The organism is Lonepinella sp. BR2271 (assembly GCF_051851515.1).
Classification (GTDB): domain Bacteria; phylum Pseudomonadota; class Gammaproteobacteria; order Enterobacterales; family Pasteurellaceae; genus Lonepinella.
The window spans coordinates 1-16,511 of sequence record NZ_JBPDVF010000012.1; the positions used below are offsets into that span (position 1 = coordinate 1).

At 41.0% G+C, this 16,511-nt stretch carries 14 protein-coding genes; all 14 read left to right on the forward strand.

Features of this window, described 5'->3' with window-relative positions:
• Positions 1-691: IS110 family transposase (locus tag ACTG7X_RS09410; protein WP_439258216.1), on the forward strand; the 691-nt coding region annotated here is incomplete at its 5' end.
• A gap of 80 nt (positions 692-771) precedes the next feature.
• The gene (gene moaC, locus ACTG7X_RS09415) at positions 772-1,248 is read left to right on the forward strand and encodes a cyclic pyranopterin monophosphate synthase MoaC (RefSeq protein WP_439258217.1); all 477 of its coding nucleotides are present in this window, start codon (positions 772-774) and stop codon (positions 1,246-1,248) included.
• Positions 1,248-1,493: a molybdopterin synthase sulfur carrier subunit gene (moaD, locus tag ACTG7X_RS09420; RefSeq protein WP_439258218.1), complete on the forward strand. Its 246-nt coding sequence runs from the start codon at positions 1,248-1,250 to the stop codon at positions 1,491-1,493. Before moaC ends, moaD begins: the two co-directional genes overlap by 1 nt.
• A 3-nt stretch (positions 1,494-1,496) precedes the next feature.
• Entirely contained in the window at positions 1,497-1,949 is a 453-nt protein-coding gene (moaE, locus tag ACTG7X_RS09425) for a molybdopterin synthase catalytic subunit MoaE (RefSeq protein ID WP_439258219.1), read from the forward strand.
• A gap of 218 nt (positions 1,950-2,167) precedes the next feature.
• Positions 2,168-3,286, forward strand: a complete 1,119-nt coding sequence (metX, locus tag ACTG7X_RS09430; RefSeq protein WP_439258220.1) for a homoserine O-acetyltransferase MetX — start codon at positions 2,168-2,170, stop codon at positions 3,284-3,286.
• 40 nt (positions 3,287-3,326) lie between these two features.
• Positions 3,327-7,052: an exodeoxyribonuclease V subunit beta gene (recB, locus tag ACTG7X_RS09435; RefSeq protein WP_439258221.1), complete on the forward strand. Its 3,726-nt coding sequence runs from the start codon at positions 3,327-3,329 to the stop codon at positions 7,050-7,052.
• Entirely contained in the window at positions 7,045-9,060 is a 2,016-nt protein-coding gene (gene recD, locus ACTG7X_RS09440; RefSeq protein WP_439258222.1) for an exodeoxyribonuclease V subunit alpha, read from the forward strand. Before recB ends, recD begins: the two co-directional genes overlap by 8 nt.
• 106 nt (positions 9,061-9,166) lie before the next feature.
• Positions 9,167-9,892, forward strand: coding sequence for a dethiobiotin synthase (gene bioD / locus ACTG7X_RS09445; RefSeq protein WP_439258223.1), 726 nt, complete (start codon positions 9,167-9,169; stop codon positions 9,890-9,892).
• Between the two features lie 198 nt (positions 9,893-10,090).
• Positions 10,091-11,518 carry a peptide MFS transporter gene (locus ACTG7X_RS09450; RefSeq protein WP_439258224.1) on the forward strand — a complete coding sequence of 476 codons (1,428 nt, stop codon included), beginning with the start codon at positions 10,091-10,093 and terminating at the stop codon, positions 11,516-11,518.
• Positions 11,519-11,689: 171 nt separating this feature from the next.
• On the forward strand, positions 11,690-12,679 hold the full coding sequence (gene pheS / locus ACTG7X_RS09455) for a phenylalanine--tRNA ligase subunit alpha (protein ID WP_439258225.1): 990 nt from the start codon (positions 11,690-11,692) through the stop codon (positions 12,677-12,679).
• A 12-nt stretch (positions 12,680-12,691) separates the two neighbouring features.
• Positions 12,692-13,195 (forward strand): hypothetical protein, encoded by a 504-nt coding sequence (locus ACTG7X_RS09460; RefSeq protein ID WP_439258226.1) that lies wholly within the window; start codon positions 12,692-12,694, stop codon positions 13,193-13,195.
• A 13-nt stretch (positions 13,196-13,208) separates the two neighbouring features.
• A complete protein-coding gene (gene pheT, locus ACTG7X_RS09465) occupies positions 13,209-15,599 on the forward strand; it encodes a phenylalanine--tRNA ligase subunit beta (RefSeq protein WP_439258227.1) in 2,391 nt (796 codons plus the stop codon).
• 2 nt (positions 15,600-15,601) lie between these two features.
• On the forward strand, positions 15,602-15,898 hold the full coding sequence (locus ACTG7X_RS09470) for an integration host factor subunit alpha (protein ID WP_439241634.1): 297 nt from the start codon (positions 15,602-15,604) through the stop codon (positions 15,896-15,898).
• An 80-nt stretch (positions 15,899-15,978) separates the two neighbouring features.
• Positions 15,979-16,491 carry a C40 family peptidase gene (locus ACTG7X_RS09475; protein ID WP_439258228.1) on the forward strand — a complete coding sequence of 171 codons (513 nt, stop codon included), beginning with the start codon at positions 15,979-15,981 and terminating at the stop codon, positions 16,489-16,491.
• The last annotated feature ends 20 nt before the right edge of the window (positions 16,492-16,511 follow it).

Here is a 16,511-nt window from a genome sequence, read left to right on the forward strand (position 1 = left end):
AAGCTCGGGTAAAACCGACCCGAAAGACGCTCAACGTCTTGCGGCTTACGCTTGTATGCTAGACTCTCAAGGCGAAAGCGAAGTGTATTTGCACCGCATTTTATCGCCTGAAGAAATTGAGCTTCAAGCCTTGGTTACTCGCCATCAGCAGTTGGTTGAAATGCGTGTTATGGAGAAAAACCGTCTCCACACAGTGCATAAAAGCCAACGGCATAACGTACAAAATGTCATCGATTATCTTGACGAACAAATTCGTGCGTTAGAAAAAGATATTGATAAGATGAACGATCATTTTAACGATCAAACCGAAAAATTTATCAACATCAAAGGTGTCGGACGCAAAACCGTTGCCGTGCTGATGGCGTGTTTGCCAGAGCTAGGAAAGGTGTCAAACAAAGCTATAGCTGCCTTGGCGGGCGTTGCTCCCTATCCTAAAGATAGTGGAAACCTACAAGGCAAACGTCATTGCCGTGGTGGTCGAGCGTTACCACGCAGTACGCTTTATATGGCAACACTTTGTGCCGTGCGACACGAACCCGCGTTCAAACATTTTTACGAACGACTGCTAGAAAAAGGCAAATCCAAAAAATGTAGTTTAGTTGCCTGTATTCGTAAAATGATCGTCATCATCAATACCCTGTTGAAAACAGGGCAAAAATGGGACGCTGAACGTTATTTATTAACAGCTTAAAAAATGAGCAATTAGTGAGTTAACACGGTTGCTACAATATTAATATAAAATTCGAACATAGCCAGAAAAGAGATAACAGAATGACAAAATTAACTCATATCAATCAAAACGGTGAAGCCAATATGGTGGACGTGTCGGCGAAACAAGATACGGTACGAGAAGCACGAGCAGAAGCCTTTGTGACAATGTCACCTGAAACCTTGGCAATGATTGTTAATGGTAATCACCACAAAGGGGATGTGTTTGCCACCGCTAGAATTGCAGGGATTCAAGCCGCCAAACGGACGTGGGAATTGATTCCTTTATGTCATCCGTTATTGCTGTCAAAAGTCGAAGTGAATTTAACCGCACTTCCCGAGCAAAATCAGGTGCGGATTGAAAGCCTATGTAAACTCACGGGCAAAACAGGCGTGGAAATGGAAGCCTTAACCGCTGCAAGTGTGGCGGCGTTGACGATTTACGATATGTGCAAAGCAGTGCAAAAAGATATGATTATTTCAGGCGTGCGTTTATTGGAAAAGTGCGGTGGAAAATCGGGGAATTTTAAGGCGGAATAATGCTAAAGATTTTATTTTTTGCTCAAACTCGAGAACTGGTGGGTGTGGATCAGTTGGAACTGAACGCCGAATTTGACACTGCAGAAAGCGTGCGCCAGCATTTGGCTCAACAAGGCGATAAATGGGCATTGGCGTTACAAAAGGGCAAGTTACTGGTGGCGATTAATCAAACCTTGCTACCGTTAGAAAGTGCGGTTAAATCAGGCGATGAAATTGCGTTTTTTCCGCCAGTGACGGGGGGGTAAGCGATGGACGATATTTTAATTACAGTACAAGAACAACCCTTTGATCAAAATGCGGTGTATCGTTGGTTATCGGAACAACATAGCGTCGGTGCAACCACGATTTTTGTGGGCAAAGTGCGGGAAATGAATTTGGGTGACAAGGTGTCGAGTTTATATTTAGAACATTACCCCGCCATGACTGAAAAAGCGCTACATGAAATCGTACTAGCCGCCAAACAACGTTGGAATTTGCAACGGATCGCCGTGATTCACCGTGTAGGCTTGCTGCATACAGGAGATGAAATCGTGCTAGTTGGCGTGAGTACCGCTCACCGTAGTGATGCTTATGCGGCGAATGAATTTATAATGGATTACCTGAAAACCAAAGCGCCTTTTTGGAAAAAAGAGCAGACGGAACAAGGGGAACGGTGGATTGAGGGGCGTGAAAGTGATCTAGTTGCGGTGGATAAGTGGTGATAAAATTAGCCCTGTGTTTTTATTTTCAGGAAACAAGGCAAAATCGGGGGTGTGCTTTCTTTTTGATTACTTTTGCTTTGCACAAGCAAAGAAAAAGTAAGTCGCCCCAAGGGCGAAATTCAACCCTTTAGCCATCTAAACGTCTAAAAATTCTTGACAATTCCCCCCATAATCGGTAGTTTATAACCACTTTATTCAATATTATCTCTAAGGTATTCATGGCTGTACAAAAAGTTACCTTGTTTGAGCAAGAGCCGTTAAAACTCGTGTTTGGTGGACAGCTTGAGCAGATTGAAGTTGCTTACCAAACTTACGGTAAATTAAATGCCGATAAGAGTAATGCGATTTTGTTATGTCATGCTTTAACTGGAGATGCGGAACCCTATTCTATGGACCCTCATGCTGCGGGTTGGTGGCAGAGTTTTATGGGGAAAGGGTTGGCCTTTGATACAGAGAAATATTTCTTTATTTGTTCCAATGTGTTGGGTGGCTGTAAAGGCACAACAGGGCCTGCGTCAATCAATCCGCAAACGGGTAAGCCTTATGGTAGCCAATTTCCCAATGTGATTGTACAAGACATTGTGCGAGTACAAAAAGCCTTACTTGATTATCTCGGGATTACGCATTTACATGCGGTGGTCGGCGGATCTTTTGGCGGTATGCAAGCCACACAATGGGCAGTGTATTATCCTGATTTTGTGGATAATGTGGTGAATCTTTGTTCCTCTTTAACCTTTAGTGCGGAGGCCATTGGCTTTAATCATGTCATGCGCCAAGCGATTTTGAATGATCCTAATTTTAAGGGCGGGGATTATTATGACAGCGAACCGCCCGCTAAAGGATTAGCCATTGCACGGATGTTGGGCATGCTAACCTATCGTACCGATGTACAGTTAGCCAAAGCCTTTGGACGCGCCACCAAAGCCGAGGGGCAATATTGGGGCGATTGGTTTCAAGTGGAAAGCTATTTGACTTATCAAGGGAAAAAATTCCTTGAGCGCTTTGACGCCAATAGTTATTTGCATTTATTGCGGGCCTTGGATTTATACGATCCCGCTGTAGGTTTTGACAATATTAAAACCGCCTTAGCACGGATTAAGGCTCGTTATACTTTGGTGGCGGTGACCAATGATCAGTTATTTAAAATAAATGATTTACATAAAAGCAAAGCCTTATTAGAACAAGCACAGGTAAATTTGCAATATTTTGAATTTGCTTCGGATTATGGGCATGATGCGTTTTTAGTGGATTATGATATGTTCGACAGCAAAATTCGGGCTGGCTTGGAAAATGCCAATGCTCCCCCAACTAGTATAATGATTGATTTTATGATATAACTAGGCTAACAGTAGTTAGCCTTTTATTTTGGGAAAAAACATGCTAAATACCACCGCACTTACCCTTAAATCCACCCCTTTAACCAAAACCACGCTGATTGAGGCCTCCGCCGGAACCGGCAAGACCTACACCATGGCGAGCTTGTATATTCGTTTGCTATTGCAAGTGGGTGAACATAATTTTTCTCGTCCATTGTCAGTGGAAGAAATCTTAGTCGTGACCTTTACCGAAGCCTCGACGCAAGAGTTAAAAGAACGTATTCGTCAGCGAATTCATTTATCCAGAAAACAGCTAATGGCCTATCAAGTCACGCCGGATAAGGCCGTGTTTAAGGATAATCAAGCATTAGCGGAAGTGGTTGACTATATTGATGATATGGATCTTGCCATCCAACGCTTGCGTTTAGCGGAACAAAATATGGACTTGGCGTCGATTTATACGATTCATGGTTTTTGTCGCCGTATGTTAATGCAATATGCCTTTCATTCGGGGATTCAGTTTGAATTAGAATTGGTTAAAGACGAAACCCTATTATTAAAGCGTTTTGCCAATGAAGTGTGGCGTGAAAATTTTTATTCTTTGCCTCTGGTGTCCACTCTTTTTATTCAGCAACACTTCATATCGCCTCATTTTGTGATGTTTACGGAGGAAAATGGGAAACGTTCAGGGTTTAATTTAAGTCGGTATGTGGGGCGAGATAGCTTAGCGGTTAAGCACATTCCTCCAGCCTTGTTGCGTCTTTCGCTTGCTGATTTTCTTGAGCAGCAGCTCTATCCTAAGTTACAGCAAATTCAGCAATTAAAAGAACAATGGCAAAAAAGTGCGGTGGAAATTCGTCGATTAATTGAGGATGAGTTAGCGAAAAAATATGGCAAGGGTGAGAACAAACGGTTAAAACGCGCGAATTTTAAATCTAATCATGTGCCAAATTGGTTAAATCAAATGGAAAGTTGGGCGAATGATGATTATCAGTTGGATTTTCCAGATTGTGTGAAATATTTTTCACAACAAAATTTAAATACGATTTATGTAGAAGAGGGCGCAGAACCTATATCACATCCTCTTTTTAGTCGAGTAGATGAGATCAATAATCTTGACTTCACTCAGGAGCAGAACCTCATTTTGTATCATTTTTTGCAAGCGTTAAACCAAAAAATAACCGCGTATAAGTTAGATCATACAGAAAAAGGGTTTAATGATTTATTACGATTGTTGCGTGATGCGTTACGTGGTGAACAAGGGGAGGAATTGGCGCAGTGCATTCGTCAACAATATCCTTTTGCTATGATTGATGAATTTCAAGATACCGATAATCAGCAATATCAAATTTTTGCGAAGATTTACCAAAGCCAAGCCGATTGCGGTTTTATTATGATTGGCGATCCGAAACAGGCCATTTATAAATTCCGTGGCGCGGATATTTTTACTTATTTACAAGCTAGTCAGCAAGCACAACAACGTTTTACACTCGAAAAAAATTATCGTTCCAATGGTGCATTAATAGAAGCCATTAATCAACTGTTTGATTTCCCAAATCCGTTTATTTATCAAGACATTGCTTTTCATCCGGTGGGCGAGGGAAGTCGTCAAGCGGATTTTCTTTTCCAAGGTGAAAAACAAGCCCCTTTTGCGTTTTATTTAGGGGCTATGCAAAATGATAACAAAGACGAAAGCCAAATATTATTTGCTGAAACCTGTGCCAATGCCATTGCGCAATGGCTAAAAAGTGCGGATAAAAATACCGCAGTTTTTGTGAAAGAAGCGCAACAAAGCAAGGTGCAGGATAATGATATTGCAGTGTTAGTAGAAAATTGGCGAGAGGCGGAATTAATTCAACAAAGTTTACGCAAACGTGGCATTGCGTCTGTGTATTTGTCAGATAAAACCAACGTATTTGACAGTGATGAGGCGGTGGAATTAAGCCGAATTTTACAGGCTTGTTTACATCCGCAACATACCCAAAGGATTTTAAATGCCTTGTCGACCAGTTTGTTTGCCTTTAGTGCCTCTGAAATCAATCAAATCAAACAGCAAGATCGCTTATTGGAGCAGTGGGCAAATCGGTTTGAGCTTTATCGTCGCAGTTGGTTACATCAGGGCGTATTGGCCATGCTGTATCAGCTCTTTTTGTATAGCGATGAAAATCAGCCTAGCCTGTTAGAAAAAATTAAGGCCATGCCAAATGGTGAACGTCGGGTGACGAATTTATTGCATTTGAGCGAATTGTTACAACAAGCCACGCCAAAACAAGAAAGCGAGGCCAGTTTATTACGTTGGTTTGAGTTACAAATTCAAAATAAACAAGATCGTGATGATGAACAACAATTACGGCTCGAAAGTGAAAATCAGTTGGTGAAAATTGTCACCATTCATAAATCCAAAGGCTTGGAATATGGCTTGGTGTGGTTGCCGTTTATCGCGTTTTCGGCGATTAAAGCGGATCAGATAAAGACATATCATGATGAACAAGATAAACAGGAATATTGGGATATACAAGAACAGCAAACGGCGCAAACACGTCAAGAACAAATGGCTGAAAAAATGCGTTTGTTGTACGTGGCATTAACGCGGGCGAAATATCAGGTCAACATTGCGTTACCTTTGACTTTGCGAGAGGATTGGTGTGCGATTGGCTATGCGTTAACTCAAGGTGAGATGGGCTTAAATGAAAAAATAAATACTGCCTATGATAGCCAAATGTTATTAACGGATTTACAACAAAAATGGGGACAGGATAAGTTACAAATTACCCCGATTGGCGAATTGGAATTATCTGAAAAAACTGAATTGACAGCAATATCGCCATCTGATCATTTAACGCCAGCAACCTTTGAGACGGAGATTGAACGCAATTGGCGCGTGGAAAGTTTTACGGGGTTATTGAGAAATCATCAACAAAATGCAGGATCTTCCGTGAAAACGCCATTATCTTCAGGGATACATACAGAAAGTGCGGTGAAAAATAATTTCCTTTTTGATGGTGTGAAAGATAATGATCAGTTGGTGCAAGCGCATGAGTTAGCAACCTTGGATAGAACAACGGTTTGGCAAGATTATCCTGCTCAACGCGCGCCGGTAGATTTTCCCTATGGGGCAAAAGTAGGGACGGTGTTACATAGCTTTTTGGAGAAAATCAATTTTAACCAAGCCGTATCACCTGAACTGGCAGCAAAATATTGTCAACGCTTGGGATTAGATGAAAGTTGGCAAGCGCCATTTATGCAATGGATATCACGCATATTACAGACGCCATTGTTAGCGGACGGTTTTTCATTGGCGCAATTAGCCCCGAAAGATGGCTTAAAAGAACTGCAATTCTATTTTAATTTGCACCGCACTTTTGATGTTAAGGCTTTTAATCATGCGTTAGAAAAACATCACCCATATTGGCAAAACCCATGGCAATTTGATGAAATTCAAGGCATGTTACGTGGCTTTATTGACTTGGTTTTTCGTTATCAAGGCAAATACTATATTGTGGATTATAAATCCAATTTATTGGGTAAATCACCACAAGATTATCAACCTGATCAGTTAGTTAAGATCATGCAGCAAGAACATTATGATCTGCAATATGTGCTTTATGTGTTGGCCTTAAATCGTTATTTACGTTTACGTGATCCGGATTATGATTATGAAACCCATTTCGGTGGAGTGATCTATACTTTCTTACGGGGAATGAACGGCGAAACCACCTCTGGTGTCTTTTTTGATCGACCAAAGGCAGACTTAATTTCAACATTGGAGGCCTTATTCCATGCTTAATTTATTATTTACCCTTTGCCAACAGCAACATATTAGCCAAGCGGATTATTATTTTGCTAAATTGATTGCCGATAAACAGCAAGGTTTGGGTTATTCAGACCCCCAACAGCAATTGGCTATTTTATTGGCAGCACTTTGCCAACATAGCTTATCGCAAGGGAATACTTGTTTGTTTTTAGATCAGGATTTAGCCCATCATTATTTTGGTTTGCGTTCGGTTAAAGATGAACATCATGTGGATTATATCGCTCAAATTGAGCAAAAAATTGACCATTTGCCGTTATCACAATGGGCCGAAGTATTGCAAGATCATGTGGCTTTTACGCTCAATCCAACGGAAAAAATCGCACCGCTTGTGTTGCAACATAATGCGCTTTATTTTTACCGCACTTGGCAAGATGAATATCGTTTAGCCGACTATATAAAAAGTGCGGTGAAAAATACCGCAGATCTTGATACTGCAAAAATTAAGCAGAGTCTACAACGTTATTTTGGTGACGTTGGGGCGAATACGAATTGGCAAAAAATCGCTGTAGCGGTGGCGTTACGACAATCTTTTTGTGTGATTTCTGGCGGGCCGGGTACCGGCAAAACCTATACGGTGGCACGTTTATTGGCGGTACTGCAACAATTACATCAAGGCCAATTAAAAATTGGTTTAGCTGCGCCCACGGGGAAAGCAGCGGCACGATTAAGTGAGAGTATTTCGGCGGAATTTAATCCGAAAAAGGAAGATAAGGAGAAAGGCATTTTCCCCACGTTGTTAAAACAAGATGGCTTATTTGAAAAAATGCCAACCTCAGCACAAACCTTACATAGCTTACTGGGCGTACGACCTTTTACAGAGCAGACAAAATATCATGCGCAACAGCCCTTGCCTTATGATGTTTTAATTATTGATGAAGCCTCAATGATTGATTTATCTTTGATGAATAAACTGAGATCTGCTCTTGCGCCGCATTGTAAATTGATTTTATTAGGCGACAAGGATCAGCTTTCTTCCGTGGAAGCCGGTGCGATTTTAGGGGAACTAGGGGAATTTTTAGGGCTGTATTTTGATCCGCAACGACAAAAAAAGATCGCTTGTTACGATCAAGATTTTACCGATTATTTAACCGAGGTGACAGGGGAAAAATTAGTCGTCAGTAAAACGCCATTATCACCGATTTCCCGTTGTCTATGTTATTTGCCAGACAGCCGTCGTTTTGATGAGCATTCGGGCATTGGCCATTTAGCCACCGCCGTGAATAATATTGCGCCCACTTGTGGTGAAAAAAGTTGGGCGTTATTTCAACAAGAGTTTGACGAAGGTCAACTACATGTGGTGGAATTTTCATCTTCAATAGCAACGGATGAAAAGGCCTTTATGCAAGATTGTGTGCGACCTGTAGTGCAAAGTGCGGTGCAAAATTATCGAGATTATTTAGCATATTTACAGCAACATTCGTCACCATTAGAGAATTCAGATTATCAAGTTTTATTTGAGAAATTTAATGCCGTGCGTCTTTTAACGGCTTTGCGAGGCGGTGAATTGGGTGTGGAAAAACTGAATCAGCGGATTGCCTATGCCTTACAACAAGCTGGGCTAGTGAGTTTTAAAAATGAACGAGATTGGTATTTGGGTAAACCGATAATGATTACGCAAAATGATCGTAATGTGAATTTAGCTAATGGCGATATTGGCATTTATGTGGGGAATAATCAGGTCTGTTTTGATAGTTTGGATAAGCAAGGAAAATACCGTTTGATTTCTCGCCATCGAATCCCCGTGCAATATGAGCCAGCTTATGTGATGACGGTACATAAATCACAGGGATCTGAATTTAATCATACCTTGTTGGTGTTACCGCCGAATAATACGCCAGTATTAAGCAAAGAATTGATTTACACTGCCATTACTCGAGCCAAAAAAGAATTTACGGTATTTTCTAGTAAAGCCGTGTGGCAAACAGCAGTACAGCGAAAAAGCAAGCGCCAATCGGGTTTAAAATTTGTTTTGGATCAATAAATTGTAATAAAATCGGTAAAAACCGCCAAAAACTTGCGTTAGCGCAATAACGCTTTGGGTAAGTTGCCTTACAATCGTTTCCGTTTTATCGGAAAAGGATGTAGTTATGAGTAGTTTTTTTGTAACAGGTACAGACACCAATGTGGGAAAAACCGTGGCAACGCGGGCAATTATTCAGGCGTTACAAGCGCAAAATATTGAAGTTGTGGGCTATAAACCGATTGCTTGTACGCAAGATGATGAAGTCGTAGAAAATGATGTGGTACAAGAGGGGGATTATGGCGCAGAGGACAATGCGGATGTATTAACCTTGATGAAAACCACGCAGCAAGCGGTGAGCTATCGAGATATTAATAGTTATACCTTTGGGCATACCATGCCGTTGTTTACGGATCAGGGGGAGCAAATCCAACTGGAAAAAATTAACCAAGATTTAGATCGCTTAAATCAACGCTATCAAACCGTGGTGGTGGAGGGCTGTTTTGGTTGGTTGTCACCGATTAATAAGCATTTTAGCTTTGCCGATTGGGTAGTGACACATCAAATGCCTGTGGTATTGGTGGTGGGGATTAAAGAAGGGTGCATTAACCATACCTTGTTAACGGTGCAATCGCTGATGAATCTCGGCGTGCCGTTAATTGGTTGGATTGCCAATCGGATTAACCCGTGTTTGGGGCATTATGCGGAAATGATTGATACCTTGTGTGAAAAAATTGAGGCGCCGTTATTAGGGGAAATTCCCTATATTTATAAGCCCGAAACCCAAGATGTGGGAAAATATATGACCAATATTGAGCGTTTAACTTATTTTAAAACAGAATGGGTGAGATAATTTCTCATTTTCCGATAATATACTCAACTGATAATATACTCAACCGATAGCGATTTATGCTGTCGGTTTTTTATTTGTCGTGTTAAATTGCAAAAATTTCACTGATCACGACTTAAATTCTGATATTTCGTGCTTTGTTAATAAATTGTTATGCTATACTTTGAAAAAAGAAACTAATCATATTGAGAGGAATGCTTTATGCAACAAAAAACTTTTTTTGGGCATCCTTATGCGTTGTCTAGCTTGTTCCATGTTGAATTATGGGAACGTTTTTCATTCTATGGGATGAAAGCCATTTTATTCCTGTATTTGTATTATGAATACAGTCAAGGTGGTTTAGGAATAGATAAAAATATTGCGGGCGGGATTGTGGGTGCCTATGGCGGAAGTGTTTATCTTTCTTGTTTAGTCGGTGGTTGGGTGGCTGACCGTGTGCTAGGCGCAGAAAGAACCTTGTTCTATTCGGGTATTGTGGTGATGCTAGGGCATCTTATATTAGCCCTTGTTTCTGGATTAGAAGGGCTGATAGTCGGAATGATTTTGATTGCATTAGGTAGTGGTGGCGTGAAAACCACAGCCAGTGCAACCTTGGGATCTTTATATGAAACGGATGATACACGTCATATGCGAGATGCGGGCTTTTCCATTTTCTATATTGCGATTAATATTGGCGCGTTATTAGGTCCGTTGTTTACAGGCGTATTGCAAGAATTCTGGGGTTTCCATTATGGTTTTGGCGTCGCCGCCGTGGGGATGGCTTTGGGATTGATTATATATTCTCGGGGACGTAAAAATCTACCACAACGTCCCGTACCTAATCCGTTAAATCAAAAAGAGAAAAAACAAGCGGGTTTATCTTGGCTCGGTCTGGTTGCCATTGTCGCTGCCGCTATTTTTTCTGGTTTCCTCACTTTGCAAAATTTCCCCCAAATATTGTTAATTTGTGTGATTTGCTTAACTATCGGTTATTTTGTCCGTTTGCTCATCAGTCGTGATGTGGAAAATAAAGGCAATATTGTGGCGTTTATTCCGTTATTTATCATCATTAGCATTTTCTGGTCTTTATGGGCACAGTTTGATACGGCTATGATTTTGTATTTTGAACAAACAATCGATCGCAATATTTTCGGTTTTTCCATGCCTATTGCATGGTTAGGTTCATTACAAGGTCTATGGGTGATCATGTTAGCCGGTTTACTCGCGACACTTTGGACAAAATTGGGCGATAAACAGCCGAAAACGCCAATGAAATTTGTGATTTCCATGTTATCACTTGGTATCACGTATTTTGCTTTTTCTTTTATGGTGTCAGCGCAAGGTACGAGTTTCTTGTTGTTCTTTTTCTTTATTTTATTGATTACTATCAGCGAGTTGTTGTTAAGCCCAGTCTCTTTATCTTTGGCCACCAAAATTGCACCGAAAAATTTCCAAGCCTCCATGGTCGCCTTGACCTTTTTATCTTATTCGCTAGGTTTTACTTTAAGCGGTGTGATCTTTAAAAATGGCTTTGATGAAAACGATCCGACGAGTTTCTATGAAATGATTGGCGGGATTGGATTAGTGACTGCCGTCATCTTGTTATTATTGGTTCCGACGCTTAATCGTTTACTAAAAGGTAAGGATTAATTTAGGGCTTGTTGATTGTTAAAGAGAGCAAATTTGCTCTCTTTTTTGTTTATCGCTATAAAATATACAGAAAAATGACAAATTCTATTAAAAATCACGTGATTTTTTAATAAGTTAATATTATCATTAAGCGTATTTTTGAAAAACACATTAAATTTAAGAAGGGTAGGTATGCAAAACCTTAAAGAGATTACGGAACAGGCTCGGGTAGCCTTGGATGAATTACAGGATAAAGGCTTAGAGGCATTAGAAAATTTCCGTGTAGAATATTTTGGTAAAAAAGGACATTTTACTCAGTTAATGCAAGGGTTGCGTGATGTGGCCGCTGAAGAACGTCCTGCCGTGGGGGCGAAAATTAATGAAGCCAAACAGGCTATTTTAGATCATTTAAATGCGAAAAAAGAGCAGTTGGAACAAGCCGTATTAAATGCCAAATTAGAACAAGAACGTGTGGATGTCAGTTTACCGGGTCGCAAAGTTGAAACGGGTGGCTTGCATCCTGTGGCGATTACCATTGAGCGTGTAGTGAAGTTTTTCTCTGAATTAGGTTTCTCCGTGGAAAGTGGACCAGAAGTGGAAAGCGATTATTATAACTTTGACGCCTTGAATATTCCAAAACATCACCCCGCACGCGCCGATCATGATACGTTCTGGTTCAATCCCGAATTGTTATTACGTACCCAAACTTCTGGCGTGCAAATTCGCACCATGGAGAAAATGCAACCACCAATTCGAATTATGGCGCCAGGTCGGGTTTATCGTAATGACTACGACCAAACCCATACGCCAATGTTCCATCAGATTGAATTATTGTATGTGGATAAAAAAGCCAATTTCACCGAATTAAAAGGCTTATTACATGATTTCTTACGGGCATTTTTCGAAGAAGATCTACAAGTGCGTTTCCGTCCCTCTTATTTCCCGTTTACCGAGCCATCTATTGAAGTGGATATTATGCGCCAAAATGGCAAATGGTTAGAAGTCTTAGGTTGCGGCATGGTACATCCAAATGTCTTGCGTAATGTGGGGATTGACCCAAATGAATACAGCGGTTTCGCGGTGGGGATGGGTGTAGAGCGTTTAACCATGTTGCGCTACAACGTGACGGATTTACGTTCATTCTTTGAAAACGATCTGCGTTTCTTGAAACAGTTTAAATAGGAAAACAATTAAATGAAGATAAATAAATTAGTCACATTAGGTGTTTTAAGCCTATTTTCCACCGCACTTTTCGCGGTTAATAAGGGCGACTCGCCAAAAGTCTCTCATTTGCCAGCGCATCCGCAAAAAGAACCCATGGCTGCGTTGTTTGTATTGGACACTTCTGAGAAAACCCCTAAATTAATGGAAGGTACTCAGTTGTCACGCCATAAACCACGCAAACTGTGTTTTTCCTTGACCAATGTTAATCCGCAGGCAGAAAATCGTTTGGTGGAATATTTGGGTTCACCTGCACCGATAAAGGTAAAAACCTTGCCTAGCTCACAAGTTAAAGCAGAAGATGATAGCCAAACGCATTTCTTGATTTTTACGCCAGTGAAACAAGCGGAATTTAACAATAATGAATATGTGCGTTGTTGGATTTTTGATACCAGTGACCCTGTGGGGAAATATAATTTTGAAATTCAGTTTAATGACACTGTATTTAAAGGCTTATCCTTTGAAGTATTGAAATAAGAGAGAAGAATAGATGAAATTTAGTGAACAATGGGTCAGAGAATGGGTAAATCCTGCCATTACCACCGAACAATTATGCGACCAGATTACCATGCTAGGTTTAGAAGTGGATGGCGTGGAAAGTGTTGCGGGCGAATTTAGCGGTGTAGTTGTTGGGGAAGTGGTTGAATGCGCACAACATCCTGACGCAGATAAATTACGTGTGACCAAAGTCAATGTGGGCGGCGAACGTCTATTAGATATTGTTTGCGGGGCGCCAAACTGTCGTCAAGGCTTAAAAGTCGCCTGTGCAACAGAGGGGGCGGTATTACCCGGTGGTTTTAAAATTAAGAAAACCAAATTACGTGGTCAACCCTCCGAGGGGATGTTATGTTCTTTCAGTGAACTTGGTATTACAGAAGATCATAGTGGCATTATTGAATTGCCGGCTGATGCACCAATAGGGACTGATTTACGTGATTATTTACAATTAAATGATCAAGCGATTGAAATTAGTTTAACCCCAAACCGTGCAGATTGTTTGAGTATTGCGGGGATTGCTCGTGAGCTTGGTGTGGTCAATAAACTGGCGGTAAATGCACCGCAGTTTGCTAAAGTGCCAGTGACGATCAGCGATAAAGTTGAAATTAAGGTATCCGCCCCCGAGGCTTGCCCTCGTTATTTATTGCGTGCCGTGAAGAATGTCAATGTCAAAGCCGCTACACCAATGTGGTTAAAAGAAAAGTTACGCCGTTGTGATATTCGTTCTATCGATCCGATTGTAGACATTACAAACTACATCCTACTTGAACTTGGTCAACCTATGCACGCTTTTGATGCGGAAAAAGTGACGCAACCATTTGATGTGCGTATGGCCAAAGAGGGGGAGCAATTAGTCTTATTAGATGGTTCAACAGCAACCTTACAACCCAATACGTTAGTGATTGCCGATCAAACCGGTCCTTTAGCCATGGCGGGGATTTTTGGTGGTCAAACCAGTGGCGTAGATGCGGAAAATACAAAAGATGTGATTTTAGAGGCGGCTTTCTTTAATCCTTTAGCGATTACTGGACGTGCTAGACAATATGGCTTACACACCGACAGCTCACACCGTTTTGAACGTGGCGTTGATTTTGAGTTAGCTCGTCAAGCCATGGAACGAGCCACAGCCTTATTGATTGAAATTTGTGGCGGTCAAGCGGGTGAAATTTGCGAAGTGGCAAGTGAGGCAGATTTGCCGAAAGTCAAACAGGTTCAATTACGTCGTGAGAAATTAGACAGCTTATTGGGGCATTATATTGATAATGATACGGTTACTGATATTTTCCAACGTTTAGGTTTTGCGGTGAGTTTTGCCAATGATGTTTGGACGGTCACCTCAACCAGCTGGCGTTTTGATATTGAAATTGAAGAAGATTTAGTGGAAGAAGTGGCACGTATTTACGGCTATAATGAAATTCCGAATAATTCACCGTTAGCCCATTTAAAAATGCGTGAACATCATGAGGCAGAGGTGGATGTATCTCGCTTAAAAACCGCGTTAGTGGGAAATGATTTCTATGAGGCGATTACATACAGCTTTGTGGATCCGAAAATTCAGCAATTATTACACCCCGATCAACCAGCGTTGATTCTACCGAATCCGATTTCGGTGGAAATGTCGGCCATGCGTGTTTCCTTATTAACAGGCTTGCTCGGGGCGGTATTGTATAATCAAAACCGTCAACAAAACCGCATTCGTTTATTTGAATTAGGTTTACGTTTTATTCCAGATGAAAAAGCCGAATTTGGTGTGCGTCAAGAACGTGTATTTAGTGCCGTGATGACGGGGGCGCGTTTAAATGAACATTGGGCGAGTAAAGCAGAAACTGCGGATTTCTTTGATCTAAAAGGGTATTTAGAAAATCTTTTATCCTTGACGGCTTATGCAAATGAGGTTAAATTTATCGCTAAAGCTTTCCCAGCATTTCACCCTGGCCAATCGGCAGCGATTGTATTGCATGGTGAAGAAATCGGCTTTATCGGGCAAATTCACCCAAGTATTGCACAAAAAATTGGCTTAAATGGTAAAGCCTTTGCTTGTGAAATTTTGGTGGATAAAATTGCACAACGTAAAGTGGCCGTGGCGAAAGAGATTTCAAAATTCCCAGCCAACCGTCGTGATTTAGCCTTAGTGGTGGAAAATCATGTGGCTGCCAGTGATGTGCTTGAGGTGTGTCGCACGGTAGCGGGTGAAAAACTGACTGGCGTGAATTTATTTGATGTTTACCAAGGTCAAGGGGTGCCAGAGGGGTATAAGAGTCTGGCGATTAGCTTAACCATTCAAGACACTGAAAAAACCTTGGAAGAAGATGATATTAATGCGGTGATTTCTGTTGTATTAACCGAATTAAAACAACGTTTTAATGCTTACTTGAGAGATTAATTATGACATTGACAAAAATTGAAATTGCAGAAAACCTCATTGACAAATGTGGATTAACCAAACCCGAAGCAAAAGAATTTGTAGAAGGTTTTTTTGAGCAAATTCGTGTTTTCTTAGAAAGCGGCGAAGATGTAAAATTATCGGGTTTTGGTAATTTTGAATTACGTGATAAATCCACTCGCCCAGGACGTAATCCTAAAACCGGCGAAAGCGTACCGGTTTCAGCACGTCGTGTGGTGGTGTTTAGACCGGGTCAAAAACTACGTGCTCGAGTAGAAAAAGCAAAACCAAAAGGTTAAACTTTATGCGAAAAGCCGTTCATTTTGCTGATGAATGGCTTTAACACAACGTTAACGCAAAATAATAAAAAGGAAGATCGATGAACTATTCTCAGCGATTAGGTTTTCTATTCTTATTAATCCCCTTATTTTTAACAGGGTGTTCTTCATCTTCGCCATTTTCTTCTGCCGATAAAGAAGATTATGACGGGATTAATTATAAAGGTCAGTTAAATGACCCGATCATGGTGATCACCTTATTAAGCGAACAACAGCGAGAATGGGCGGGAGTACCTTATTTATTAGGTGGAAATACCCGATCGGGTGTGGATTGCTCAGGATTTACCCGCACGACGTTTAAAGACCGTTTTAACATTCAGCTTCCTCGAACAACAAAAGAACAATCTCATTATGGGAAAAAAGTGCCTCGTTCACAAATTCAAACAGGCGATTTAGTGTTCTTTAAAACAGGGCGAGGGCCTTTCGGCTATCACGTGGGCATTTACGTGAAAGAAGATAAATTTTTACATGCGTCAACCAAAGGTGGGGTGATTTATTCCTCATTAAACAGCCCTTATTGGACCAAGGTATTTTGGCAAGCTCGCCGAATTTAAGGGATAACGTTATTCGTGAT

Coding starts and splice junctions, on each gene's coding strand:
- moaC (WP_439258217.1), top strand. CDS start 772: ATGACAAAATTAACTCATATCAATCAAAACGGTGAAGCCAATATGGTG.
- moaD (WP_439258218.1), top strand. CDS start 1,248: ATGCTAAAGATTTTATTTTTTGCTCAAACTCGAGAACTGGTGGGTGTG.
- moaE (WP_439258219.1), top strand. CDS start 1,497: ATGGACGATATTTTAATTACAGTACAAGAACAACCCTTTGATCAAAAT.
- metX (WP_439258220.1), top strand. CDS start 2,168: ATGGCTGTACAAAAAGTTACCTTGTTTGAGCAAGAGCCGTTAAAACTC.
- recB (WP_439258221.1), top strand. CDS start 3,327: ATGCTAAATACCACCGCACTTACCCTTAAATCCACCCCTTTAACCAAA.
- recD (WP_439258222.1), top strand. CDS start 7,045: ATGCTTAATTTATTATTTACCCTTTGCCAACAGCAACATATTAGCCAA.
- bioD (WP_439258223.1), top strand. CDS start 9,167: ATGAGTAGTTTTTTTGTAACAGGTACAGACACCAATGTGGGAAAAACC.
- ACTG7X_RS09450 (WP_439258224.1), top strand. CDS start 10,091: ATGCAACAAAAAACTTTTTTTGGGCATCCTTATGCGTTGTCTAGCTTG.
- pheS (WP_439258225.1), top strand. CDS start 11,690: ATGCAAAACCTTAAAGAGATTACGGAACAGGCTCGGGTAGCCTTGGAT.
- ACTG7X_RS09460 (WP_439258226.1), top strand. CDS start 12,692: ATGAAGATAAATAAATTAGTCACATTAGGTGTTTTAAGCCTATTTTCC.
- pheT (WP_439258227.1), top strand. CDS start 13,209: ATGAAATTTAGTGAACAATGGGTCAGAGAATGGGTAAATCCTGCCATT.
- ACTG7X_RS09470 (WP_439241634.1), top strand. CDS start 15,602: ATGACATTGACAAAAATTGAAATTGCAGAAAACCTCATTGACAAATGT.
- ACTG7X_RS09475 (WP_439258228.1), top strand. CDS start 15,979: ATGAACTATTCTCAGCGATTAGGTTTTCTATTCTTATTAATCCCCTTA.